The sequence below is a fragment of the Mucilaginibacter daejeonensis genome, assembly GCF_020783335.1.
Taxonomy (GTDB): domain Bacteria; phylum Bacteroidota; class Bacteroidia; order Sphingobacteriales; family Sphingobacteriaceae; genus Mucilaginibacter; species Mucilaginibacter daejeonensis.
The window spans coordinates 3,063,735-3,090,472 of the sequence record NZ_CP086068.1; the positions used below are offsets into that span (position 1 = coordinate 3,063,735).

Here is a 26,738-nt window from a genome sequence, read left to right on the forward strand (position 1 = left end):
ACGTTGCGCGACGACGCCAGACTACCTTTGTTCCATCAAAACACATCAGATGGAAACGGTAGAAAGTAACAAAGAAGCGGTACGCCGCTTTAACCAGGAAGTGATCGCGTCATTTGAACGCCTACCCATAACGTTGCGCGACGACGCCAGACTACCTTTGTTCCATCAAAACACATCAGATGGAAACGGTAGAAAGTAACAAAGAAGCGGTACGCCGCTTTAACCAGGAAGTGATCGCGTCATGGAATGAGGAGAGTTTTCAAGCGCTCATGCACGCAGATTTTGTTAACCGATCAGCACCCAAAGGGATGGACAATGGTCCGCAAGGTATGCGGTATTTCTTTAACGAGATCTTAAGGCCTGCTCTCACGGATATCAAGGTGACCATTCACCAGCAAGTTGCTGAAGCCGATCTAGTGACCACGCGCAAAACGATCAGCGGGCGGCATACCGGCACGCTGTTAGGTATCACGGCAACAGGGAATGATATACAGATAGAGGTGATAGATATAGTGAGGCTTGAAAACGGTAAATACATCGAACATTGGGGCATCACCACTTTACCCGACCTATTGGCTAATCTTTCTAAATAGGTTCAACATGACCAATAGATATTTTGCTGACCTGGCGGCTTACACCCGCTGGGCAGACAATAAAGCGATGAGTTGGCTGGCTGCTATTGATGACGAGCAGTGGGAGCTATCGAATCCGAGCAGCTTTGGTTGTGTGAGGCGGACAGCTATTCACATCGCCAGTGCCGAAAAGATCTGAGTAGACTTTTGGAAGGGTGCGACTACACCTGTTTTTCTGTCCGCCGTATTTTCAGGCAGTAAAGATGATTTGATCGCAATATGGCAAAAAGCCAGCGACGATCTGGTCCATTACATTAGCGATTATCCTGAACATAAGCTTGACCTACCAGTTACTTTTATTTACCCGAATGGCACGGTCGGTAAGATGCCTATTTATCAGAGTTTCGCGCATATCGCAAATCATTCTACTTACCATCGTGGGCAGCTTGTTACCTTGCTGCGTCAGGCTGGGTACTCCGACTTCACGTCAACTGACCTGGCCACCTACTACTTGATGTGATCCTGGCCACATCTTGCAGCGTAAAGCTTTGGCCGATCATACGGAGTGACCAAATGGTCGCAATTGTCTTTATCGGACCAGAAAATATACAGCTCATTATTGGATCGATATGACGAGATACAAAAGTATTAGGCACCTATCTAAACGTTTACCCGGAGTCGACATTTCAAGATACTTAGAGCTAACTGACTCGGGGATGATCAAAAAGTCGCCGTACTATGGGCTTTTTCCTTGCTGCCTGAGAAATGGCTACAACTATCCAAGGATCGGTCACATTCCAGATCACCCCTTTACTGACCTTTGTTTTATCAAATCATCAGACAATGACAAAAGAAATAAAGCAAACTGAAAGAGTATGGTTCGTGACCGGTGCTTCAAAGGGCCTGGGTGCTGACCTCGTCAAACAATTACTGGCCGACGGTTATCAGGTGGCCGCCACCTCAAGAAAAAAGGAGGCATTGATCGAGGCGATCGGTGAGCATGAAAACTTCCTGCCCTTGAATATGGACGTGACCAATGACAATGACGTAAAAATGGTGATCGGTCAGGTAGTGAACAGATTCGGCCGTATCGACGTGATCGTAAATAATGCCGGGTTCAGCCAAATAGGTGCAGTAGAAGAACTATCGGCCGCTGAAGTACAAAGGAACTTCGACGTGAATGTGTTCGGCCCATTGCATGTGATCCGCCACGCAGCACCCTTTTTAAGAGCGCAGGGATCAGGTCACATCTTCAATATCGCTTCGATCGGGGGCTTCGTGGGTAACTATGCAGCATTTGGTATATATTGCTCTACCAAGTTCGCCATGGCTGGTTATACCGAGGCATTGGCTGTCGAGATGGCGCCATTCGGCGTACATACTACTCTGGTTTACCCGGGCTATTTCCGTACCAGCTTTTTGGAAAAAGACTCTGCCATGCTGCCTGCTAATGCCATAGATGCTTATGCAAATGCCCGTGAGGTGGAAGCACAGCATCTGAACGAGATCAGTGGCAACCAACCTAATGACCCTAAAAAGGCCGCAAGCGCTTTCATAGAAATAAGCAAACAAGAACAGCCACCTGTGCATTTCTTTATCGGCGTGGATACGGCTGAACTTGTCAAAGGCAAGATAGAGATCATCGAAAAGGCATTAAATGCCAATCTGGAACTAACTGAATCGACCGCGATCACTGAATAATGACAAAGACGATGGAAGATACTCAAGATCACCTGGGCATGTGGGTAACCGCTGACGGCCATGTGCGCCAGGAGTTACTGCCGAATGGCCGTTACGATGAAGCCCGCGGCGAGCGCAAAAGCGCATACCAGGGCAATTATTGGATCAAAGGCGACCACATCGATTATAAGGACGACACAGGTTTTACCGCCGATGGCGAATTTCGCGATGGTGTTCTTTACCACGGCGGTATGATTTTTTATAAGGAAAACAAATAATTTTAAGTTATGCCTGGCACATTCCGTTTTCATACCCTATCAGACCTGCATGCCTATTATGGCTTGCCAGGACCGGAACATCCAATGATCAGCCTGATCGATTACAGTAAGGTAAAATATCCGGATGATACCGCAAGCCTGAAATGGTTACAGGACTTTTATATGTTCGCTTTAAAGCGGAATGTGCAGGCTAAGTTTAATTATGGCCAGCAACCTTACGATTTTAACTCAGGTGTGCTGTCCTTTTTTGCACCGCAACAATTACTGCAAGTACAGATCAAACCCGATGTAGAAGTCAATCAGACGGGATGGCTTTTACTCGTCCACCCCGACCTGCTTTGGAATACGCCACTGGCGGCACAGATCAAAAATTACGAGTTCTTTCAATATAAGGTGAACGAAGCCTTATTTCTTTCAGAGAAAGAGGAGGCTGTTATCGCCGAGATATTTCAAAAGATAGAGAGGGAATACCAGTCGAATATGGACCGTTTCAGCCAGTCGCTGATCATCAATCAACTGGAATACCTGCTCATTTATGCTGACCGCTTCTATAACCGGCAATTCCTCACCCGCAAGATCACCAATCATCAGATACTGAATAAATTAGAGATATCACTGCAGGAGCGTTTTGCAGACGATAAGCTGATCGATAATGGTATCCCGACGGTGCAACAGGTCGCTGACGAATTGAACATCTCGGCTAATTACCTAAGCACACTGCTCAAGGTACTGACCGGGCAAAGCACCCAGCAGTTCATCCATGATAAATTGATCGAGAGAGCAAAAGAAATGCTTTCGGCGACAGAGCTGTCCGTATCTGAGATAGCTTACCGTTTGGGGTTCGAGCATTCGCAATCGTTCAGTAAGCTATTTAAGGCAAAAACAGATCTTACCCCGATGGAATTCAGGCAAGCGTTCAATTAAATACGGAATTACAAGTGATCATTTGGCAGGCCGGATGATATTGTCAGGTCCTTTTTATCCCTGCATCAGGTGCTACTGCATGTGTCACAAACGTACCATCTTCACTTAAGGGGGCACTTTAAATCCATGCTTAGGTAGCTTGTTGCTTAATGATAAGTGATCTGATCAAGGTCGATCGGTCGCTTCGGATGAGCTTAAAACTTCACTCTATCCAAGTATGCTCTCCAGAAAACCAGGATCATTGCGATCGTCCCAAAGCTGCCCCCTACCCACGGAGCAATATGTATACCGTGATGATCAATGAACCATCCTCCGGTAGCTGTACCTAACGAAACACCAAGATTTCCGAAAGACGTTTGAAGGCTGTTAGCAAATTCTTTGGCATCAGGAGCTGCAGATACCATGTAACCAACGCCTATCAGGAAACAGGGGCCATACATGACACCCCAAAAGCTCACCACTAATGCCACACTGCTTATCGAATTATCAATAAACTCAAATGCAAAAGGTAACAGCAATGTCCCTACAACAAAAAATGCGGCAGTCCACATCATGCTTTTGCCTAAAACGCGTCCTGCCACAAAGTTCGAGATCACACCCATTACCCCGAATAGTAACAGCATATAGCTGATCTCCTTGGTGCTTAAACCTTTCACTTTCAAAAGGTAGTCGGCAAAGTAGCTGTAAGAACAGAACCATGCACTTATTAAGAAAAGATTCAACGCGGTGCCGGCAATAAAAGTTGGTCTGAATAATATACTTAATTGATCTTTGAACGACTTGACCTCTGTGTTCGGCATAGATGGCAAGTATCTGTATGTGACCACCAAGGTGATCAAGATCACGCCTCCTTGGATCGCATAGCTTAATTGCCATGCGTAGATGCTCGCAATGAACGTGGTGAATGGTATAAGCGTTACCTGTGCGAGCGCTATGCCGCCGATAATGATACTGGTCAACCGCATCTGATCTTCTTGTGAAGCATCTTTTGTAGCAGCCGCAATGACCATAGAGAAAAATGCAGGATGCAAGATCGTTGGCAGTATTCTAAGTATCATCAACAACCAAAACGGCGGACTAAGACTTGATAATACATTAGAGATCAAAAATAAGCCTAAGGCCCACAGCATGATCTTCTTTTTATCGAATTTCGATGCGAACAGAACCATGAAAGGTCCCGTTACGGCAATGGTTAGCGCAAATGCACTTAACAAATAACCAGCTGTTCCAATGTCTATATGGTAATGATGAGCGATCTGAGGCAAGATGCCAATAACGCCGAACTCCGTGCCAATTATTCCAATAACGCCCACGCAACCTATGTACGCTATTCTCCTATTCAAACTCATAATAATAAACTGAACGGTTTAAAAAAAGGACAAAAAAATTTTTTGTATACCATCTCGCTACTCATTGTCTTTCAAAAATGCTTGAGAATCAATAAATAGGTTTGTTAAAGTACTTATTAGAAACTTACCGTTAGGCTTTGACCATTTGTATCAGCGTTTCAACCATGTCATAAACCTCTTTCCGGTTCTTAGTCAATGCGAATCGTTTCAATAAAGCACTGGACGAACTGGCAAAGAACGCAGCTGTTAGTTTTGTATCTAACAAAGCTTTAATATCCCCTGCCTCCTGTCCGGACTTCAAGATCTGGTGATAGATTCCTTCGATCATTTTCTCATTTCTAGATAACAGACCAATGACCTCTTCATCACTGGGAGCTATCTCAAATGCAATCTTGACCGCTAAGCATGTCCTTCCTTCGTTCATGCTTTGATCGATCGACAGTCGTAACAGTTTTTTAAGGTCTTCGATACTGTTAGATGTACCGCCGTTGAGTATATTAGTATACTCTGATACCTTGATCTTTAAATATTTATCCAAGCATTTGATAAGGAGGTCTCTTTTATCACCATAAGTAGGATAAATGCTGCTTCGATTGATGCCCATATGATCTTCCAGATCACTTAACGATGTTGTGTGATATCCCTGCGACCAAAACAGGTTCATAGCAACATCCAACTTTTGTTCATAGTCGAACTCTTTATTTCTTCCCATGGTAATGCAAAGATATATTTTAAACCGATCGGTTTAAAATAAAAAGACCATAGTCACAACATAGCGATAAGACTCTTTACGTTGAACTTGATCATGATTTTGTCCTGATAGATCAGGGAATGACACCTTTTGGAGAATATTTACAGATCCTACGGGTTTTCATGGTTCGGTCGCTTAGCAATTACGTTTATCAATAAGTGTGTTATCTCACGAACTTGCCGAAGATCCTTTGGTCACCGACCTTGATAAGGTCCCTGTGACATTTGGTGCAAGATATTCACAACTACTTGTAAATTTCTATGTTGTATCAATCGTGCTAAAATGATCATTACCTTGACAAAAAACCTTTGAACGATGAAAATTATAGTCTTAGCTATTTTAATACTAACCGTTTCTATTGCTTGCAATAGTTCTCAAAACTCAAAGACCTCTGCTTCTCCAAATGCTGATACCATCATCCTGAAAGGTGATAATATCGTTTTTATATCTCCAAGCGAAAAAAGCGTCAAAGAACTAAAAAAGAAATACGGAGAGGACTTTTACACGATCGCAGATGACGCGAATAACTATTTTGCTGAAGCTTCAAGTTATCTGGATTCTTTGAAAGTCCCTTATAATAGCTATGATGACAGCAAGACGACCGTTTATAAGGATAATAAAAAAGTCGTCAAAATTCTTCCACACACCAGCCCTTGGTACGCCATATTCTATAAGAACGGGAAGTATCAAACACTTGATCTGATAGATCTTAAGGAACGATATTCAACATTTTTCACCAACAAAAGTAATATGGTCCGGACCGTTCTCGACGCTAAGCATGTCATTGATTCTGTTGCAGGAAAGAGATATTTTGTAGTGGAAGAAAAAGATTGTGATCTCAACTCGGATACGTTTATAGATAAGATCGTTGTATTAGGCAATAACAGCGATGCAGACACGCAAGACCCAGCAACTAAAATAGCTCCCGTCACTATTTTGATGAATGACCATGACCAGAGATACACCGTTTTAATAAATGAGAAGATCTACCCAAACGACTTTGGGGACGCTTTCAAAAGGCTAGTGGTTAAAGATAACTACTTCACGATCGAACTTTCAAATGAAATCCCCTACCAGTATGTCTCGGAAAAATATATCACATTTAGATTCGACAAACTTTCAAAAGAGATAGTTCTGTCAAAATATGGTGAGAACATCAACTGGCACGACGGAAAAAGAACCGAGACGCGGTGTTCAGATAAAGACTTTGGAAAGATCCTGTTTCAAATGTACGATTCCAATAGCATTAAGGCTTATTGTAGTAAATAAAGCCTTTGCCGTAGCTACAGTTTCGTGAACAAATTGTGAATCATGTGCGGTTGATGTAAATATCTTTGCAATTTTCTGCAGGTGGAGTCGCTTATTGCAAAATCTCCAGTTCTGATAATTTTAATCTTAGCCTATGGTCCTAGCTATAGTTTAATGATTCATAGAGACTGTTATGTATAATAGTACTTGAAAATCCGCACTGGTCTTGCTTCACATTGATGCTTATGCAAATTACTCAAACAGAATATAATCCGCCTAAATACCAGCTTGGCCTGGCTAAGCGTCTATGGAAACGCGAATAGTTGAACCTGCATAATTTTCAGCCAGGCGTTTTTTTTTTAATACCATTATTTTATTAAAATAGTTGGCGCCTTAATGAACACTTACAATTTTGCCCAATTCTGAAAGATTAAGAATAGTCATTTTGTTTACTGTCAGGTTTCGATGATAAAATATACATCTTACTTCAACAAGGCCGTTATTCTAGTCAGAAGGTATTGAAGTTTGTTACAGAGTTGTTGTTTTTGTGGTTTTCTGGATGCCTTTTAAAGCAAGTAATATATGCAGCCCAACTACCAGAATGATTTACAATCCTGCCATATTTCATACTGAGACAATACCTAGCCAAACAGTAACCGTTTTGTTTTCCCCTATTTGTTTTTGAGGAACTAAAATTTACTGTTCGTCTTACATATTGACAAGTTGCTCTTTTTACAAAGCCCTATCCCATTTAAAAAACCTTACGATCAAAACGAATAGTATGAGCTCCGATTGGAGCTACACCACTTGGTTTTTCACTGCTAAAGTTTTAAAATACTCGACGCTTTCCTTGGGATGGCGTTTCAAGGTCTTATAATCTATATAATAAAGCCCAAAACGGGTGCCATAACCGCTGGCCCATTCAAAATTATCCATCATGCTCCAGTAGAAATAGCCTTTGACAGGCACTTGTTCTGCGGTAGCTCTTTGAAGCTGCGTTAAGTAACTACGCATAAATGAGATCCGGTCGGTATCATAGATCTTTCCATTTGCTGTGATCTCATCTGCGCTGCTATAGCCATTCTCTGTAATGTAAATACTTTTGGTCTTCCATATCTCGTACACATTCTTAGGTCCCCAATAAAGAGATTCAGGCCCCATTCGGTGCCATTCAGATGTACTGCGGGGGTGTGAACTGGCAAACGGTATCAATTGATACCCCAAGGTGTTACTAGCAGCCTCTACATAGCTGGACGGCATGTAAATGTTTAGTCCCAGCAGATCAAGCGGGCTGCTTATGATGTTTAGATCACCAGCAACGATGTCAGGAGCATTTGCGCCGGCTTTTTGAAGATAGTGATCAGTGTATTTACCGTCCATGATCACGCTCAGGTAGCCTGCATTTTCTTCTCGCATTGCTATCTGTGATGCAAGGATGTGCTCGCGCGTATCTATAATGGGTACAGGTATATCCAGGTTCTCAGCAAGGCCTACCTGGAATTTTCCATGCGATCTGATGGCCTGTACGCCCAAGCCGTGGGCAAGCGCAGCATGGTGGCGTACATTATGCAAGCCTTTGGCTTCTAACTTAAGTCCTGGTGCAAATTGCCCGTTACCATATCCTAACTCTACAAATGTTCGGATCTCGTTCATGGTGAAAAAATGCTTGACGCGATCGCCAAGCTTGCGGGCTATATAACCTGCATATTCACCGAAGGCATATGCTGTTTCACGGGATAGCCATCCTTTATATTTGTCTTGCAAATGCTGAGGCAGATCCCAATGATAAAGCGTTGCAAACGGAGTGATGCCATTGGCCAGTAACTCATCCGTTAGCCGGTCATAATAGTCAAGCCCCTTTGGATTGGGTTTACCTACACCATCTGGAAAAATACGAGACCAAGCTATAGAGAAACGAAATGTTTGGGCATTCATCTCTTTCATGAGTTTAACATCGTCTTTGTAGCGATGGTACATATCGCAAGCTACGTCGCCTGTCTCGTTATTTTTTACCTTTCCAGGTTGATGTGAGAATGTGTCCCAAATGGTTTTCCCACGTCCATCTTCGTTAACGGCTCCTTCTACTTGGTAAGACGCCGTGGCTGTTCCCCAAAGGAAGCCCTTGGGAAACATTCTGCTGTTATCTGGCTCCTGGACCTTCAAAGGCTCGTCGTGTAACGGTTCGGCTTGTGAAGGCAAAGCGGATAGTGCCGATAGGCCGGCAACAGATATGCCCGCTTGAATGAATTTACGACGGTTAAAATTTGATATTTTTTTTGATGGATCAGACATAGTTGAAATAGGTTAGATGTAAAAAATGAGGCTTTTACCGTCAATTTTCAAAGTAGTGTTCCTTGACAGATTATGAGCGGCATTCGATGAAAACATTTAAAAAGGAGCCGCAAATTGGGATCATCTGCGGCTCCTTAAAAGCTACGGTCTATATAAAGCCGATATCATCGATGTAAATAGTTTCGGGCGATGAGATACCGCTAAGCTCTTGTATACGCAACTGCTCCAAGATCACCGGCCGTGTTCCAAAACTTGATAATGGAATAGTGAGATCCGTCCATTGACCGGCTTTGAGGGTCACTACCACTCCTTCATTATCAGTAATGGCCTGTTTGCCATCTTTATCAGGTCCCATTACCATGACCCTGACCAGCCTGCCATCAGTACCCGGACCGCCATATATAGATAATTTAACAGCCGATTTATCGCTCAGGCTAATGGTGCCGCCGCCATTACCGATCTGGAACCCTGCGTATCCACCCAGATAGGTAACAGCTATGGAATTGGTACCTCTTTTTACTGGCGACGTATTACTGAAGTTGGGTTTATCACCGCCGTTCCATCCACCTACCCACCAGCCTTTGGCCAGTGCGTCGTCGTACACTAAATATCGGAACCCGAAAGAGCCAACAGACCTGGTAGTGCCACCAGGCGTGGTCACGTAAATAAATGCCTGAACGATACCATTGGGCACGCGCACCTGTATCTGTGTGGCGCTAGGTGTACCAATGATGGTCGCAGGTGTGTTATCGAACGTCACTGCGGTCACGCCATTGAAATTCGTACCGGTGATGGTCACTGTTTCTCCCGCACCACCAGCTACTGGTGTGAAACTGGTGATCGACGCTGCAGGTTGCTGTATAACAAAGTCAAAATTGAACTGGCCATTTCGTGTAACTACCGTCAATTTATTAGGCTGACCGCTTCCCCAAGGTGCATTAGTGGGTATGGTGATGATAATACTGTTCTCGGTCACCAGTGCAGGGTTGAAGTATGCAGAAACGCCATTAAATAACACTTGGGTAGTAGAACCCAGATTCTCTCCCATGATAGCGTATAAGCCATTCAAACGGCCGCTGGTCACAGTAGAGTCGAATGCCACTTGTTTTACTTTGTCGGCGATAGTACTGGAGTCAAGCGTGATACGGGTGGTGATGTTCTTAAAAGTAGAATCTTTACTAACGGTTCTCACCCGTGTGATCACTGGCGCACCTGAACTGCCGTTGTCATTATCTTTCTTGCATGACGTGATCAATGATGTTACCAGGAACACCAAAATGAGTATTTTTATTGTCTGAATGAGGGAATGCTTTTTCATTGCTCTTCAATATTTAATTAAAAACATAGGGTATTGGGGCCTGCGTAAGTTTACTGTTCTGAGCCACTTCGGTGGCCGGATACGGGAATACAAAGTTGGCGTTGGTGGGCGTATACTTTTGTGAATAAGTGACCGGCGGTTTATCGGCACTATATATACCGCGCTCTTGACCACTGATCACGGCAATGGCTTTAGGGTGTTGGTTGTTCAATATACCATTCCAGCCGTCCATGCGGTAAAGGTCGAACCAGTAATCGCCCTCTATCGCAAATTCTACCCGGCGTTCATGCAGGATGTCGGCTTGGGTGATCGCAGGCAAGGCGTTCAAACCGGCGCGTAATCTTACTTTATTGAATGGTGTAAGCGCGGCAGGGTCTGATGTGGTCGTTCTACCGGCCAAAACTGCTTCTGCCTCGATAAGTAGCACATCAGAGTAACGCATCAGGTAGGTGTTGTTACCTGCTGAGAACTGAGCACCTAAGCCGCCATTATCGGCGGGTGTACCTACTACATATTTTTTGATCGCCGCACGGGTGTCCTGCGCATTAACATCGCTTGGCACGGTGTAACCGCCATTAGCCTGATCCAATTCAGGATATTTGGCACCAGCCAGCATAATGGTCGCAGCCACCCGCTGATCGCCGGGCTCATAGGCCTGCTGAAGGTCGATCGATGGGCCGATCACCGCGTAGCCATCGCCCGTACCGGTGATCGATGAATTGTATGCAAAAGATGACTGTAGTGAATTACCGTGTCCGTAGCTACCGCCACCTAACCACTGTATAGCGATCACCGACTCCTCGTTGTTGTTATTGGCCGTTTTGAACAGATCATTGTATGATTTGCCTTGTACGTCGCTTCCATAGAGTTTGAATTCGCCGCTGTTGATCACTTTTTCGGCACAAATTTTTGCGTTAGCATGATCCCCCATGTAAAGGTACACCTTAGCAAGCAGCGCCGTTGCCGACCCGCTGGATACATGCCCCTGCGCCTGCGAAGAACCACTGCGAACCATTGCCGTGCAATTAGCTTCGGCAAATTTGAGGTCGTTAACAATGAACTTGTACACGTCACTTACCGGGTTGGTATTGACCTGGAAATTGTCAACATAATCCAGGCTATTTTCAATGATGGGTACATTTCCCCAAACCCGAACCAAATAAAAGTAGGCCAGGGCGCGCATGAGGTGCGCTTCGCCAAGGGCATTGTTCACCACATTGGCAGGTACCGATGCCGGCACTTTATTTTTAAGGTTGTTGATCAGGGCATTTGATTGAGCAACTACCGTGAATAACGAGCGCCATCCGTCGGCCAAGACGATGTTATCGCCTGTTACTGCGAATTTGCCGAAATTGACCACATCACTTGAGTAGGTCCTGGCGTTCCCACCATAGAGTTCGGTAATGGCCCAGCTGGCTTGGTTATTCCAATGAAACCAAGGTGAATTGTACAAGGCATTGGTACTCGACCGTACCTGATCGGTATTCTGGTAAAAGTTATCCAGCGTAAGTGCGCTCTCTGGCGGCCGGTTAAAGAATTCCTTTTTGCATCCGGTCAATATCAGTATCACCGGGATGAAAAAGAACGGTATATAGTTGATGTTTTTTTTCATTTGACGTGCTTCAAAATTTAAAATTCAGCGTTTATCCCTAAAGTGATAGTACGTGGTATAGGATAGCGGCCCAGGTCAATATTGGTCAGGAATACGTTCTGGTTATTGGCACCGATCTCTGGATCATAGCCCTTGTAGGGAGTGAACGTGTACAGGTTCTGCACGCTGCCATAAAACCTTAAGCGGCTCAACTTGATGCGTTTGATCAACATGGTCGGCAAATTGTATCCCAAGGTCACGTTCTGTATCCTCAAGTACGACCCGCTTGAGATATATCGATCTGAAATGACCAGGTTGGGATTGTCCGTACCACCTTTTGGGGCAGGGATATTAGAGTCAGCGTTAGTAGGGGTCCAGAAACCAGCCACAGATGCTAACTGATTTTGGTAGAGACTTGACGCGCCGGCAATAGTACGGTTAAGCACGTTCAGGATCTTTGCACCATATGAACCATTCAGGAACAAGGAAAGATCGAACGCCCCATAATTGAACGTATTGGTTAGACCGTAGGTGAACTTAGGGTTAGGGTTTCCTAACGAGGTCTGATCGTTCTGATCTATCTTTCCGTCACCATTCAGGTCTTGATATTGGATATCCCCAAGCCATGTGCCTGCTTGCGTTGGAGCCAACGGGCGTCCGAATTGATTTGGTGCATTGCGCAGTTGTGCGTCGGTACGGAAAATACCTGCCACCTTGTAGCCATAGAACTCGCCTACTGAACTGCCCACTGTGGTACGAGTGACAGGTAGGTGCAGGAAGCCGTTGATCACTTCGCCAATGAGTGGCCCGCTGTTATTGGCCAACGATACTACCTTATTTTGATAGTGAGAGAACACCAGATTAGAATTCCATTTCAACTTACCATCTTTAAGGTTCTGGGAACGTATGGAAAATTCAAAGCCATTGTTCTTCAAGTTGCCGCCATTAATCGTCGGTGGATTGATCCCACCCAGGTAGTTGGCATCACCGATCAGGTAAGATGGTAGTGGCTGCTGGAAGAGGAAATTTTTGGAGGTCTTGTTGTACCAGTCGAAAATAAGATCCACCCGGTTACCGAACAGGCTTGCGTCGATACCGATATCTGTTTGTATAGAAGTTTGCCAGGTAAGGTTGGGATTAGGTATCTGATTGAACAAAAAACCGGTACCCAAGCCGGTAGACGATGGCGTAAGCGATGAGCCGAAGAGGTAACCACCAATATCCTGGTTACCCACCTGGCCATAACCTGCTCTTAGCTTGATATTGTTAGCGAACGACTTGATCTTAGCCATGAATGGCTCATCAGACAAGCGCCATGATAAGGCGAATGATGGGAAGTAGCCAGTGTTGCGTGATGATGAAAAGTTGGAAGACTTGTCGGCACGGATGGTGGCCGTGATACTGTATTTGCCGTTGTAGGTATAGATACCTCGCGCATAAGCAGATTCCAATACGCCGCTACCTTTGAACTCATCATTACGGGCAGTTGCCGCATCGCCTAAATTTAAGGTTTGCAGGTCATTGCTAAAGAACTTCTGACGGTATGCCGAAACGCCTCGGTAGGTGTATTGCTGCACCTCATAACCGAGCAATCCCGTTACCGCATGCTTACCACCAAATGTATGATTGTAGTTGAGGTACTCTTTCCAATCCCAAAAGGTATTTTGAGTGGATAACTCGCTCAACGACGCGGTGGTATTGACATATTGCCCCCAGGCATAAGTAGGGTTAAATAGCCGGTTATCGGTAAAATTGAAATCGCCGCCCAGTTCCGAACGTAGAGATAGGTCGTTGCTAAAGCGAAGGTCGGCGTAAATGTTACCGTTGATCTTGTTACGTATCAGATTATTGGTGATGCTCAAAGCTTGCGCTACAGCATTGATGGCCCCTCCTACCTGATTGGCAGGTGGCCCGGCAAAAGAGCCGTCGGCATTGCGTACAGCTATATCGGGAGAGTTGAGCAAGGCATTATAGATGATGCCGTTATTGTCAGAGAACACAACGTTCTCATTAGTGCGGCTTCCAGACAAGGTCATGCCTACGTTCAGCCAGCTTTTGGCCTGGCTATTCACGTTCGAACGAAAAGAGTAACGGTCAAAGCCCGACCCGATCACCATTCCATCCTGATTCAAGTATCCGCCAGACAGGTAATAGTTAGTACCATCTTTACCACCCGAGATCGATACCTGATGACTTTGCATAGCTGCAGTACGAAATATCTCACGCTGCCAGTCAGTTCCCTTACCCAGCAAACTTGGGTCGGCGAACTCGGGACGAGTGGCGCCGTAAATTTCACCAAGTGTATTTTGCAGGTTAGCATACTGCTTAAGGTCCATCATTTTCAGGTACTTTGCGGGTTGCTGTATACCGGCCCAACCATCATAGATCACTTTTGCAGATGCGTTCTTACCGCGCTTGGTGGTGATCAGGATAACGCCGTTGGACGCCCGGCTACCATAGATAGCTGCTGCCGACGCATCTTTCAAAACATCTACCGACTCTATATCACTAGGATTGATCAATGAAAGTGGACTAACAGCCGTTTGATCATTGTTAAGGCTTTGCAGCGGAGATCTGCCACTTGTGCTGGAATTGTTGGCGTCGCCGGAAACGGGTACGCCATCTATCACATACAAGGGCTCGTTGCTACCACTCAATGAGGTGATACCCCTGATATGCACCGAGGTAGAGCTTCCGGGCGCACCCGAGTTTTGGGTAATGGTAAGTCCGGCCGCTTTACCTTGTAACATCTGGTCGATGCTGGTTTGGGGTACATCCTGGATATCTTTGGCTGATACGGAAGATACCGCACCATTGATATCACCACGCTTTTGCGTACCGTAACCGATAACTACTACGTTATCGAGTGACTTTACTGACTCTTGAAGAACCACGTTGATCAGCGTCTGATCACCAACGGTGATCTCCTGGTCAACATAGCCAATGTAGCTGAACACCAATATGTCCTTACTGTTGGCAGTGATACGGTAATTGCCGTTATTGTCTGTTTGCGTGCCGCCGCTGGCACCCTTAATTTTGATGGTAACACCAGGCAAAGGCTGACCTTTACTATCAAGTACTTTTCCTCTGACCTCGGCTTGAACGATCGCAGGCGCGGGCATCTCTTTACGACGCAGGACGATCGTTTTGTCCTTAATGAGGTAAGTGAGGGGCTGACCGGTGAAACAAGCATCAAGTGTCTCTTTTAACGAAGCGTTCGTCAGATCGATAGACACCGAACGGCTCCCTTCCAGCATTTCATCAGTATAAAGAAATTGGTACTGGCTCTGCCGCTGTATCTCGGTCATCACTGATAACAGTGATGACCTTTGCTTTTGAATGGTCAATCGCTGCGCGCTTGAGGCGAACGATAACTGTAAAAAAACGGTAACGGAAAGTAAAAATGTGATTCTCATAACCCGCAGGATTTTTGGGGTGAAAGCGGTTAGCTCACACTCTCGCGGAGTGTAAAATTTCATATATTTGAAGAAGTTTGGTTCTGAATTGGTTAGTAGATCGTAATGGAATTATTAACGGAGCAGCCAAACGCCGACCGGGAGTGTTGCACCACTTCCGGTTCATTTGCCTCTCTCCTACATCGTATGTAAAGTTTAAGGCATAACGATAACACTCCTTTCTTCCACCTTAAAGTGAACTAATCCGGTTGATTCAAGTGTACTTAATACTTCGGTCAAGTTTCGCGAACGTGGTACCGTTCCTACAAACCCCTCGGAAGTTGGCTTTCCTCGATAAATGATCTGAACATCATACCAGCGGGCAATTTTTCGCATGATCTCAGGTATTTTCTCATGCGCGAAGTTGAATTTGCCGTTCTTCCACTCTATAGATTGGTCGGCATCCACTTCGGCAACCTGGATGTCAGTATTTACCCTGCTTTGCTGGCCTGGCACGAGAGTCCTTTTTAATGCACCTTTGCTGACCTGAACAGAACCTTCTAATAAAGTAGTGTTCACCGTAGGTTCGTTACTATATGCCATCACATTGAAGTGGGTGCCTAATACTTTGATCTCAGACCGAGCAGTTGCCACGATAAATGGATTAGCTCTATTTTTGGCCACTTCAAAATAGCCTTCTCCTGTAAGCTCTACACGGCGAGTGCTGTCACCAAATTTCACCGGGAACTTTAATGAAGAAGATGCATTTAGCCATACCTGAGTTCCATCAGGTAATGTGACCTGGTATTGGCCGCCTGCCGGCGTTGATAGTATATTCCAAACGGGTCTGCCGGCCGAAGCGGGCGCTAAGCTTCCCGAGTACGCTATATTGTTCTTGTCTAAGCGGATCGTAGTGATACCGTTGTCATTAGTGATCTCGCTTCCATGAGTATCAGAAAGGATCATCTTCTTGCCATTGGCTAAAATGAGCTCGGCCTTATTGGTACCAGGCAGGATCACCTGGTGCTTTTTATAAGCCACCTTTGATGGCACGCCGTTCGGCGACCTAAGCAGAAATATACCTACACTGACAAACATTAAAATGGCAGCAGCTATTGCCCATCGTTGGATGGTAAAATGTCTTTGAGGCAAGGCAGGAGTGTCAATGTTATGGAGTATGTTATTAATGATCTCTTCTTTGTCGACACCTGGCACTTTCTCTTCGGCTTTTAATTGCTCCCACATAAGCCACATTGCCTCATCCATGCCTTCGGGTGTATCGTCTTGGCGCAATAGCTGTAACAACTCGCGCAGCTCCGCCCGTGTGCAGCTACTGTCCGCGTATCGCTGCAGCAGATACGGTATTCGGCTTGTTGAATTGAACATGAATGGTGAGGTATATAATGGTTATATAAGGCAAAGACGTTAGTTTTTCGTAATCGTACTGTCAACCGCGAAAAAAATCTTAGTAAAAATATTTTATGCAACAGGCAGTACGAAAGATCAGCCCGGCCGTCTTGCTTATAACTCCGGAGAAGATCAAGCCACATAGGCTTATTAAATTTAGTAAACCAATTATTTAGAATATGAAAAGTCCTTACTTAATGGCGGCCGCCGCCATGTACCTTGCACTTCTGTCTTGTAAAAAGGTAGAAATGTCTACAGTTGATCAAGTTCCAACACCAGGGTCCAGCGTGCTTGCGCCCGAGGCTGTTGGGCCTTGGAACCGCGTCTTCACCGAAAACTTCAGCAATAGCTCCAGTTTTAATAACTGGACAAAAGCCGATCGGTCCGACTACAATTCAAATGCTTGTGTTTATGACCCGAATGTACCCGTTATAGGCAATTATGACTCCCGAGACGTTTTGGTATTGACCGCTACTAAAAATGGCAACTCATATAGATCAGGGCATGTTAAATCCAATTTTTCTTTCAAGCCTGGGGTAAATGAAGAGTACCGTACAAGTGCCTCTATCAAATTTATCGCCCTGGACGGGACCACCTGGAAAGACTTTACGCAAACCTATGGCGCCTGGCCAGCCTTTTGGACCGTTCAAGAAACCAACTGGCCTGTGAATGGCGAGATCGATATCGTAGAAGCTTACTCATTCGGCAACAGTGCTAAGTATGCCAGCAACCTCTTTTATGGCAGCTCTGCAAATAATAATCAGTTAGGCAACACTTGTGAGAAACCATACAATGTGAACGCCGGCTGGCATATGTATGATGAATATTGGAAGAATGAGAATGGTAACGTGACCGTCACTATCCAGTTAGATGGAGTAACGGTAGCTACCTACACCAATGCCATTAATGGTAATTTAAGATTGCAGAATTTTGGACCACACAACATCATATTTAACCTGAATGTGGGATCGAATAGTAATCTTGGCATCTTTAATAACAGCCAGATCAACTTATTCAGCAAAACCATGATGTGGGTAGATTATGTGACCGTTGACAAGCGCACCTTATAAGTTTGTGTTCATATAATGCAAAAGGGTTATCCGAATATGACGGATAACCCTTTTATTATTAAAATCAATGCAGGAAATTGAGTAGTGCTACAAGAAGAAGATAATCGTAATCCGGATTTTTCCGCAAATGCTCACGCAGATGTTTCAACGTCTCCGAAAGATGATTTTTGACCGTGCTTTTAGAGAGTTGCATCAAGTCAGCGACCTCATCATGACTCAATCCATCAAGCTTGCTGAGCTTAAATATCTGTTTTTTTTGCTCAGATAACCCCTCCATCCCCTGATCGATGATCGATCTCAATTCCGCAAGGCCGAGTTTTTGATCAATATCGTCCTGTGCGATCTTCAGGTGCTCATCGAGCAACTCGACCAATTGGGTTTCCCGTGCCAGCTTACGCAAATAGTCAATGGACAAATTTCGAGCTGCGGTAAAAATGTATGCCTGAAGACTATTGATATTACCAAGGACGTCACGTGACAACCATATCTTCAGGAAAACATCCTGTACAATCTCCGTGGTAATTTCCTCAGATTTATTGAACTTAAAAACATAGGAAGACAAGCGGTCAAAATACGCATCGTAAATTTTACGAAAAGCGATCTGGTCTCCGCTAGATACTCTTGACAATAAGTATCTTTCTTCATTGGGTTCAATGACTATCAAAGGTCAAACAGGTACGAAGGTTCTTGTAATTGGATAAGACAAATATATTTAAATAACTAAAAAACTCATAATGATAATGGGAAACGATAAGTTTATGATGTCGTATGCCAATGACCGATTCCATTTTTCTATTGCTGAGCCTTGAGATAATATAACTGTATGGCATACATGGATAATAGCATCCCAGTGGATCACCCCTTACCTAACCGTCAACACCCCCTCTTTTCCTGATGGGATGTCCAAGTCCACCGTACTCAACTTCTGAACATTCTTGTACACCAAGGCAGGTAATGACACGTCCTTAGGAATAGCTACTTTATTCATGATCAACCCAGTGACGTCATCGAATACCATACCAGGACGAAAGTCGGCGGCTTGCAGGTTGAGCTTAAGGCCTTCGAGCTTGATATTTTGCGCGTGGCGGGTGTAGAGCGCCCATGACGGTAGCTCGCCGAACATGGTGAATTCGGGGTACCCGGCGGGGTTCTCTGTGATGGCGTTCAGGGAGTCCAGGCTCACATAGGCTTTCTCTTTGCTTGCACCGCCGCCATAGGTGATATCGATATTGCGTAAGGTGATGTTGGTGACCGGGTGACCAGGCAGGCCTGTGATAGAGGAAGGAAGCAGGTTATGAGGCGCTACTTTGGGTAATGGTCCTTCCATTGGGTAGCCAATGTCTGGCTTGCCTGCTGGTACTTCCACTTTCATATTCTGGATCAATATTTTGTTCACCGTGCTGTAACGCTGGTCTTGGTTACGATGACCCAAGCGGATGAATATCGCGTTACCGGTGTTTTGCGCGTTCACGCCGTTCACCTCTACGTTCTCAATGTTACCACCATCAACAGCTTCTAAGGCGATCGCCGAACGGTAAGTATCATAGATCTTCAGGTTACTGACCTTGATGTTCTTAAAGCCACCCAACGACCCGGTGCCCAATTTGAAGCCGCTTGCGCTTGAACGTAGTGTACAGTTCTCTACCAGTACATTTTCGCAAGCACCGTCCGCGATCTCAGATTTCAAGCATATCGCATCGTCAGCTGCATTGAAGTAACTGTTGGAGATGGTGACGTTCTTGCTGTCCACAATATCGATCCCGTCGTTATTCCAATAGGCGGTGCTGTTCACGGTCATACTATCGATACGAACACCATCGCATTCTTTATAATTTTGCACCCAACTGGCGGCGTCGCGTAAGGTTACGCCTGTAACTCTGACCTGCTTGCAATTTTTGAAAAATAAAAGGTTCGGCCGGTTCTGTTCAGTAGGGCGCTTAGTGCGCCACAGATCATCTTGTAACTTACCGGCCCGCAGTACTTGCATCAGGTTGCTGATCAGCAGGTGCGCCTGCCCATTTATCGTTCCTTTACCGGTTATAGACACGTGATGCTGACCTTGGGCCGATATAAGCGCCATCTTCCCTACCGTATAATCCAGCCTATCAGTACTGCCTGATAATTCAGCATCTGGCGCAAGATGAAGCTCCACGTTATTTTTAAGGACCACCGGACCTGTAGTGAACCTTCCGGCAGGCACTATAACACGGCCTCCGCCATTGACAGCGGCAGCATCTATCGCTTTTTGGATGGATGTGGCATTGTTATGCGCCGTGATGCTGGCTCCGTAGCGCGTGATATCATGATCTTTTTGCGCGTATGCCGTAGCAATGTTGAAACCTAAGAGGATGACAAATAGTAGTTCTTTCATAAGCTGTTCATGATGCGTATATACCATCAACTATAAAACAAACAAGTGTACCGCTGGTAAAACGGTACACTTGATAAATTGAAGATAAGATAAACTCTTCAGTTAATAACCTGGGTTTTGCGGGATGGTAGCACCACGGTTAAGATCGATCTGCGTTTGAGGGATGGGCCTTAATAAATGGAAAGCTTTTAAAGTGTTCGATGCTTTGGCCTCATCGTTATATGCCAGCGTACGGCTGATCAATTTACCGGTACGCTTAAGCTCGAACCACCTGAACTCCTCACCAGCCAGTTCGCGTGCACGCTCATCTAAAATGTCGTCCAGGGTCAAAGTGGTGGCCTGCATTTCGGTGGCATAGGCAACTCCGGTCAGCGGGTTGTTCCCTGTCTTAGCGGCGCGCGTACGTAATTGGTTATAGTACTGCAGTGCTTTACCCAGATTTCCCGCCTGCAAGTACGCCTCAGCGGCCAGCAGGTAGGTCTCTCCTAACCGAAACACATAGGTGTCGCGCGTGCCGCCGTAGTCGGCAAATAGCGCGTTGGGGTCCCTGAACTTTTTGAACAACGGGAACGTTCGGGTATTGCCGCTAAATGGCGAGGTGCGATACTCGTCAGGATTAAAAACATAATACTTTTTAGCGGCCTTTTGCGCAGCGGTAAAAGCAACATCAGGGTAGTAAACTACCGTATCTCCTGCCACAAAGTTGTTGCCTTTAGCTACGCCGCTTGCTTGTGCGATCAAAGTGTTCCAAACAGTGGCCTGGTAACGGCTATCGCGCACCTTATCAAATAAGCTATAAAAATAAGGGTCGGGCGTGGCCGACGTCGCCGTGTTAGGCCGGTTATAGAACGTTGAACGGCCGATCGGTGCAATGGTAGAAGCATCCCACAAAAAGTATTGTTGCACCGCACTACCAGCAACCGCCGTACCGGCAACGGCAGTACTACCCGCAGTTGCTGGCAGCCCGGCCTTGCCTAAGAAGAATACCTGGTTGGTAGCCGCGTTGGTACTATATTGAACGGAAAAGATAACCTCAGAGTTGATCTGAAAGCCTGTTACCGACGGGTCGAACATGCTGGCGAACGATGGGCGCAAGCTGTAAGTGCCGGAGGTGATGAGGTTCTCGGCCAGGGTGGCCGCCTGGGTAAAGTCCGCCGCGCCGGATCCGTAGCTCTTGTAGCCCCGGGTGAGATACACCTTGGAGAGCAAATGCTGAGCAAAACCGCGGGTGATACGCCCCTGGTCGGCCGTAGTCGTCGGTAATGCGGTGATGGCCTCGTTAAGGTCCTTGATCATTTGCGTATATACATCACGTTCAGGTGTGCGGGTGAACGAGGTGTTGACATCAACGGTGCGTGTGAGTACCAGCGGAACATCGCCAAAGGTCTCCACCAACAAATAATAGCAATAAGCTCTCAGTGCTTTGGCTTCTCCTATGCGTGCATTAAGCGTAGTCGCATCTATGTTTTGCACCTGGGTGGACCAATAGAGAGTGGTATTGGTACCGCCTATGGTAAAATACAATTGCTTCCAGTAGTTATCAAGATCGGCCAGAGAAGAGTTTAGCGATGCGTTGTAGATGTTCAATGCATTCACATCGGTGGTTTGCAAGGATGAATAGGTATCAGTGCCGAGGTTGTGCAATGAGCTCATGCCCACGATGTAGCGCAGGTTAGGATAATTGGACCGCGCCAGGTCTTCAAAACCCTGTTTGGTCACGTAATACAACTGGTCGGTAGCAGCACCAAGATTGGTTTCTTCAATATATTTTTTACAGCCTGTGCTTCCGGCCAGTGCGGCCAATATGAAGAACGGTAGCAGTTTATGTTTGAAAGATTTCATATCAATGATCTTTTGATGATGATTAGATTAAAGAGTAAGGTTAACGCCGAGGATGAAAGTACGGGTACGGAAATCCTGCAGACCGAAAGAGTTCAGGTCGGCCGTTTCAGGGTCCCAACCAATAAATTTGGTCCAGATGAACGGGTTGTAGGCCGTAGTGTAGATGCGCAAACTGTTCATGCCGATCTTACTGGCCAGCGCTTTTGGCGCGGTGAAGCCCAGCGTCATATTACTGATCTTGGTGTAAGATGAGTTTTGGTACGTGGCGACCAACCTGCGAGTAGCATCGGTCTCAATAGCATTATTTGCCCAGGTATTGCTGGGGTTAGTGGTGGTCCAGTAACTACGATCGTACGCGCCAAAACGTGCCCGGCCCTGATCACCATTCATTGCCTGCTCTAAAAAGGTACTTACCTGCTTGGTGCCCTGGCGGGTGTAAAAGGTAATGCCCAGATCAAAGTTCTTATAGTTGAAAGTGCTGGTCAGGCCACCGAACCAATCAGGTATATCGCTGCCTTGTATCACACGGTCGTCGGCGTTGATACGGCCATCACCGTTCACGTCAAGAAGTTTATACTGACCGGGCTTTTGACCAAAGGTGGCGGCCTGAGCGGCCTCATTGCTTTGCCATACGCCAATGATTTTGTAGTTGTACAACACGCGGGCCTTTTCGCCTATAAAACGTGCATTACCTACGTCGTTGGCACCATTACCAAAAAGATCAATGATCTTATTATTGTTCTTGGAGAAGTTGATGTTGGTGGTCCAGGTGAAGTCCTTGCTTTTGATGTTGGTTGTATTCAAACCCAACTCAACACCACTGTTACGTATCGATCCAACATTGGCCGTAATGGTGGCATAGCCGTTAGCGGCAGGTATCTGTTGTGGTAACAGGGTACCTTTGGCGGTCTTATTGTAATAATCGAACGTGAACGCTACACGGTTCTTGAACAGGTTCAATTCCATACCGGCGTTGTACTCGGTGGTCTTTTCCCAGGTAAGGGCCGATGGGGCAAGGTTTACGATGCCTGAACCATTGGCATTAGCACCGTTAAAATCATAGTAACTGGTTGAAACGGCCGACTGGGTAACATACGGGTAAAAGTACGTTCCATTTACTGCGGCGTTACCCGAGCGACCATAACTGAACCTGAATTTCAGGAAGCTGATCGCTGAGATGTTCTTGATAAAGTTCTCTTCGCTGGCCACCCATCCCAACGCTGCCGATGGGAAAAAGCCCCATTTGTTTCCGTCAGAAAAAATGGAATTACCATCGGCTCTGCCGGTCACGGTCAAAAGATAACGCCCCTTCAATGTATAATTACCTCTGAAAAAGTAAGAGCTGATCGTTTGCTTACTGTAAGCGCTTGAAACCGTAGTGACCGGAGCTACACCGTTAACGGTGGTCACGTTGCCTACATTATACCATAACGAGCGGTAAGGCAAGCCGGATACCGAGATCAGGTTGTTATCTGTTTGATAATAGTTAAGCGAGTTGCCTAAGGTAAGCTCAAGCTTATTATCCGTGTTGATGCTCTTGTTGTAGATCAACAGGTTATCCAGCGTGTAATTGAAAATGTGGTTCGCGCCATTGGTGGCTGCATTAGGCTTGGTACCCGCTCCTATCTTGGAATAGGTATCGCTGTACGTACCGGCACGCTGGAAAGTGATATCAGGTGTGAAAGACGTACGGAATTTCAGATCTTTACCAAAGCTCAGCTCTGCGAACAGATTAGGCAACATACGAATGTACTGCGTACGGCGCAGGTCGTTATCAAAGTCGAACAGCGGATTGGTGATCTGCTGCTCACCTTCGTAAGCAAAAAAGCGTGGGCTGCCGTCAGCATTGTATGCGCTCCCGGTAGGACGTAGACGGTAAGCGCTTCTAAATACCTCGCCGCTACCCAAATTAAAATCAGCATAGGTGCCGTACATCGAGGCACCGATCTTGACCACGCTACCCAGCGTTTTTTCCAAACCTACTTTCAGGGTATATTTCTTGGTGTTCTCCACCTTCAAGGCTCCCTCGTACTGCTGGTAGCCAGCAGATAAAAAGTACAAGGTCTTTTCATCACCACCGGTTACCGATAGGTTGTGGTTGGTTTGCAAACCATTACGCTTGATCACATTGATCCAATTGGTGTAATTACCGTTAGCTATATTAGCCAGCTCAGTGGCCGAGAAAATTTGCGCGTCAGTATAGTTCACATTAGGGGTCACGTTAGTACCCAGGGTACGGTAGAACTCACGTGCGTAATCGACGAATTTAGGCCCATCCATCACTTTTGGCAGGTTGTAGGCGTTCACAAAGCCCACATACCCATCATAATTGACCTTGGTTTGGCCGCGGGTACCGCGCTTAGTGGTCACGATCACCACACCGTTAGCACCTCTCGAACCAAATATGGCCGTAGATGACGCATCCTTTAATACGTCCATGCGCTCGATGTCGGCCGGGTTGATGTCATTGATATTGGCCACTGGGATGCCGTCCACCACGTATAGCGGTTGGGTGTTACCGTAAATGGAGTTCACACCGCGGATCTCAATGGTCATATCGGCACCTGGTTTGCCCGAGCTGCGTTTCACGTCCACCCCCGGCATACGGCCCTGAAGGGCCTCCTGAGCGTTGGGTGCACGCGACTTAACGATATCCTCTGAACTCAGTGAGGCCACGCTACCGGTGAGGTCGCTCTTCTTTTTGGTACCGTAACCTACCACTACCACTTCGTTAAGCGACTTTGAATCGGCGGTAAGTTTGATGGTCAACGGCAATGTACCAGTGGCCGGAACCTCAAGCGTATTATAACCTACATACTTGAACACCAATACATCGTTAGTGCTCTCTACTGACAGCTTGAAACCACCGTTCACATCAGTGATCGTACCTTTGGATGTGCCTTTTACAGTAACACTTACTCCTACCAGCGGCTGGTCCTTTTCATCAACCACCTTACCGGTGATGTTGATGGCCTGCATCTCTTTAGCATTAGTGACGGCTTGGCTTTGCGGTTGTGCATCGATCAGGATGATCTTGTCCTTAAATACCTGGTAGTTGATATGATATTGCGTAAGCAGTTGGTTCAACACATCCTTTAACCCCATGTTACTGAACTGTGCCGTGATCTTGTCACTGGTGCTCACCACATCCTGATTGTAGATAAATTCTACCTTATGCGTTCGGGCAAGCGTCTTCAACACATCGGCAAGCGTCCTTTGCTGTACCGATAGCGTGATCTTTTTATTGAGCACTTCCTGCGCCGAAGTTGGCTTTGAGTAAGTGATGCCGGTCATCAACGTGATGATGAGTAACTGGCCAAATGTGATTTTCATGATCTTGCACCAGAAGTGCGACTGAAGTAAACAAAAATTCATAGATTTGAAATGATCGTATTTTGACAAAAAATATAATAAGGGCCCATTCACCAATTTTATTGATGTTCACCAAATGGGCTCGATCGCATCGGGTACATGAGTGCTGCAACACTTTTGTACCCTTTTTGCATTTATAGGACAGGAAGTATCAGGTGGGTAAGTATCTCTTCTTCATGGTCTTCTCTTTTTTGGTTTGATTTATAAATTGGTTCTTCTTAGTATGATACGGTCATTGGTTATAACCGCATAATCGATCTTCATCGAGGTCTTGAGCACATCCAGAACTTCGGGTAGGTTAAGCCCGTTAAGGTCTGCTGTCATGGAGGCCTTTTTGAGATGCTCTCCCTCTATAGTGATGTCCACATCAAATCGTTTACTCAACACAGAAGCTATTTGTGCAACGCTCTGATCATTGAACGACAGATCTGTATGTTTCCAAAGCGCCATATCGCTCATATCGGCGTGGCGGTTAGCGGTCAGTTGGTTTTGAGTGGTACTGTATGTGGCCTGCTGATCAGGCAATAACATCACCTCGTTCTTAAGCAATCTAGCACCGGCTTGGTGTGCCTCGCTGCCTGTTTTACTTACCGATACTTTTCCGGTCATGACGGTCACGGTCGCCTTGGTGGCATCATTGGCGTCTTTCACCCTAAAGCTTGTTCCCCACACCTTGGTCACGATGTGCTTACTCACGATAACGAACGGACGCTGCGGATCTTTGATCACTTCAAAAAAGCATTCTCCGTTCATGGCCACGTCCCTTGATATAGCATTGAAAGTCTTGACATATTTAAGACTACTGCCCGGTTTGAGCCAAACGGTGCTACCATCAGGCAGGTTGTGTTTAACTATGCCAGCACCCGAGTTTATGACGTTGGCCCAGCTATCGGTCACTGCAGGTTTAGATTCAAGCGAGCGCTTGTTCCAAGCAAAAAAGATGACCATACTGGTCAACACCGCTGCAACGGCGATCTTAGCCCACAAGGATATGATCTTAGCGTTCGACCTTTTCTCTTGCTCAATGCCAGTTTTGTCGCTTATCCTATCATACATGCGCTGTTGCAACCTGTCGCGGTCGGCAGCAGGCAACGAGTCAAGGATATTGGCCTTGGTATCGTAACTGCTGTACCATTGTTCTAAAATGGCCGCTTCTTCAGGAGTACAAGTACCCTTTTGGTATCGCTCCATCAGCTCGGCAAGTTGCTCGCTGGTCATGGTGAAAAAAGAAGATTTGAATCGGTTTACAATATATAGTCGTTTAGGCAGGGCGCTTAC

General features: G+C 45.9%; 19 protein-coding genes and 1 pseudogene. 8 read left to right on the forward strand and 12 right to left on the reverse strand.

Annotation, left to right across the window (positions count from 1 at the left end; all coding sequences use genetic code 11):
• Positions 1 to 49: 49 nt before the first annotated feature.
• The 6 genes and pseudogenes from LLH06_RS13025 (at position 50) to LLH06_RS13050 (ending at position 3,454) form a co-directional block, all read left to right on the forward strand.
• Complete coding sequence (locus tag LLH06_RS13025; RefSeq protein ID WP_228169722.1) at positions 50 to 199, forward strand: hypothetical protein; 150 nt, start codon at positions 50 to 52, stop codon at positions 197 to 199.
• Complete coding sequence (locus LLH06_RS13030) at positions 180 to 593, forward strand: ester cyclase (protein ID WP_228169723.1); 414 nt, start codon at positions 180 to 182, stop codon at positions 591 to 593. Before LLH06_RS13025 ends, LLH06_RS13030 begins: the two co-directional genes overlap by 20 nt.
• A 7-nt stretch (positions 594 to 600) precedes the next feature.
• Positions 601 to 1,092, forward strand: a pseudogene (locus LLH06_RS13035) (DinB family protein).
• 323 nt (positions 1,093 to 1,415) lie between these two features.
• Positions 1,416 to 2,273 (forward strand): SDR family oxidoreductase, encoded by an 858-nt coding sequence (locus tag LLH06_RS13040; RefSeq protein WP_228169724.1) that lies wholly within the window; start codon positions 1,416 to 1,418, stop codon positions 2,271 to 2,273.
• Positions 2,274 to 2,284: 11 nt separating this feature from the next.
• Complete coding sequence (locus tag LLH06_RS13045) at positions 2,285 to 2,530, forward strand: Atu4866 domain-containing protein (protein WP_228169725.1); 246 nt, start codon at positions 2,285 to 2,287, stop codon at positions 2,528 to 2,530.
• 9 nt (positions 2,531 to 2,539) lie between these two features.
• Positions 2,540 to 3,454, forward strand: coding sequence for a helix-turn-helix domain-containing protein (locus LLH06_RS13050; protein ID WP_228169726.1), 915 nt, complete (start codon positions 2,540 to 2,542; stop codon positions 3,452 to 3,454).
• 194 nt (positions 3,455 to 3,648) lie between these two features.
• Here LLH06_RS13050 and LLH06_RS13055 read toward each other — a convergent pair whose 3' ends face one another.
• Both LLH06_RS13055 and LLH06_RS13060 read right to left on the reverse strand, forming a co-directional pair.
• Positions 3,649 to 4,803: an MFS transporter gene (locus LLH06_RS13055; RefSeq protein ID WP_228169727.1), complete on the reverse strand. Its 1,155-nt coding sequence runs from the start codon at positions 4,801 to 4,803 to the stop codon at positions 3,649 to 3,651.
• Between the two features lie 130 nt (positions 4,804 to 4,933).
• On the reverse strand, positions 4,934 to 5,515 hold the full coding sequence (locus tag LLH06_RS13060) for a TetR/AcrR family transcriptional regulator (RefSeq protein WP_228169728.1): 582 nt from the start codon (positions 5,513 to 5,515) through the stop codon (positions 4,934 to 4,936).
• Positions 5,516 to 5,869: 354 nt separating this feature from the next.
• On the opposite strand from LLH06_RS13060, the gene LLH06_RS13065 reads away from it, so the two are divergent.
• Positions 5,870 to 6,823 carry a hypothetical protein gene (locus LLH06_RS13065; protein ID WP_228169729.1) on the forward strand — a complete coding sequence of 318 codons (954 nt, stop codon included), beginning with the start codon at positions 5,870 to 5,872 and terminating at the stop codon, positions 6,821 to 6,823.
• A gap of 777 nt (positions 6,824 to 7,600) precedes the next feature.
• Here LLH06_RS13065 and LLH06_RS13070 read toward each other — a convergent pair.
• The 5 genes from LLH06_RS13070 to LLH06_RS13090 form a co-directional block, all read right to left on the reverse strand.
• The gene (locus tag LLH06_RS13070) at positions 7,601 to 9,094 is read right to left on the reverse strand and encodes a GH1 family beta-glucosidase (protein WP_228169730.1); all 1,494 of its coding nucleotides are present in this window, start codon (positions 9,092 to 9,094) and stop codon (positions 7,601 to 7,603) included.
• 148 nt (positions 9,095 to 9,242) lie between these two features.
• Positions 9,243 to 10,412: an IPT/TIG domain-containing protein gene (locus LLH06_RS13075; protein WP_228169731.1), complete on the reverse strand. Its 1,170-nt coding sequence runs from the start codon at positions 10,410 to 10,412 to the stop codon at positions 9,243 to 9,245.
• A 13-nt stretch (positions 10,413 to 10,425) separates the two neighbouring features.
• Positions 10,426 to 12,024 (reverse strand): RagB/SusD family nutrient uptake outer membrane protein, encoded by a 1,599-nt coding sequence (locus LLH06_RS13080; RefSeq protein ID WP_228169732.1) that lies wholly within the window; start codon positions 12,022 to 12,024, stop codon positions 10,426 to 10,428.
• 17 nt (positions 12,025 to 12,041) lie between these two features.
• Complete coding sequence (locus tag LLH06_RS13085) at positions 12,042 to 15,419, reverse strand: TonB-dependent receptor (protein WP_228169733.1); 3,378 nt, start codon at positions 15,417 to 15,419, stop codon at positions 12,042 to 12,044.
• A gap of 195 nt (positions 15,420 to 15,614) precedes the next feature.
• Positions 15,615 to 16,784, reverse strand: a complete 1,170-nt coding sequence (locus LLH06_RS13090; protein ID WP_228169734.1) for a FecR family protein — start codon at positions 16,782 to 16,784, stop codon at positions 15,615 to 15,617.
• Between the two features lie 200 nt (positions 16,785 to 16,984).
• On the opposite strand from LLH06_RS13090, the gene LLH06_RS13095 reads away from it, so the two are divergent.
• Entirely contained in the window at positions 16,985 to 17,875 is an 891-nt protein-coding gene (locus tag LLH06_RS13095; RefSeq protein WP_228169735.1) for a glycoside hydrolase family 16 protein, read from the forward strand.
• Positions 17,876 to 17,939: 64 nt separating this feature from the next.
• Here LLH06_RS13095 and LLH06_RS13100 read toward each other — a convergent pair whose 3' ends face one another.
• The 5 genes from LLH06_RS13100 to LLH06_RS13120 all read right to left on the reverse strand — a co-directional run bounded on the left by LLH06_RS13100 (position 17,940) and on the right by LLH06_RS13120 (position 26,678).
• The gene (locus LLH06_RS13100) at positions 17,940 to 18,539 is read right to left on the reverse strand and encodes an RNA polymerase sigma factor (protein WP_228169736.1); all 600 of its coding nucleotides are present in this window, start codon (positions 18,537 to 18,539) and stop codon (positions 17,940 to 17,942) included.
• Positions 18,540 to 18,737: 198 nt separating this feature from the next.
• A complete protein-coding gene (locus tag LLH06_RS13105; protein ID WP_228169737.1) occupies positions 18,738 to 20,246 on the reverse strand; it encodes a glycoside hydrolase family 28 protein in 1,509 nt (502 codons plus the stop codon).
• A gap of 102 nt (positions 20,247 to 20,348) precedes the next feature.
• Positions 20,349 to 22,088: a RagB/SusD family nutrient uptake outer membrane protein gene (locus tag LLH06_RS13110; protein WP_228169738.1), complete on the reverse strand. Its 1,740-nt coding sequence runs from the start codon at positions 22,086 to 22,088 to the stop codon at positions 20,349 to 20,351.
• Between the two features lie 27 nt (positions 22,089 to 22,115).
• Positions 22,116 to 25,421: a SusC/RagA family TonB-linked outer membrane protein gene (locus LLH06_RS13115; protein ID WP_228169739.1), complete on the reverse strand. Its 3,306-nt coding sequence runs from the start codon at positions 25,419 to 25,421 to the stop codon at positions 22,116 to 22,118.
• Between the two features lie 240 nt (positions 25,422 to 25,661).
• Positions 25,662 to 26,678, reverse strand: coding sequence for a FecR family protein (locus LLH06_RS13120; protein WP_228169740.1), 1,017 nt, complete (start codon positions 26,676 to 26,678; stop codon positions 25,662 to 25,664).
• Between the last annotated feature and the right edge of the window lie 60 nt (positions 26,679 to 26,738).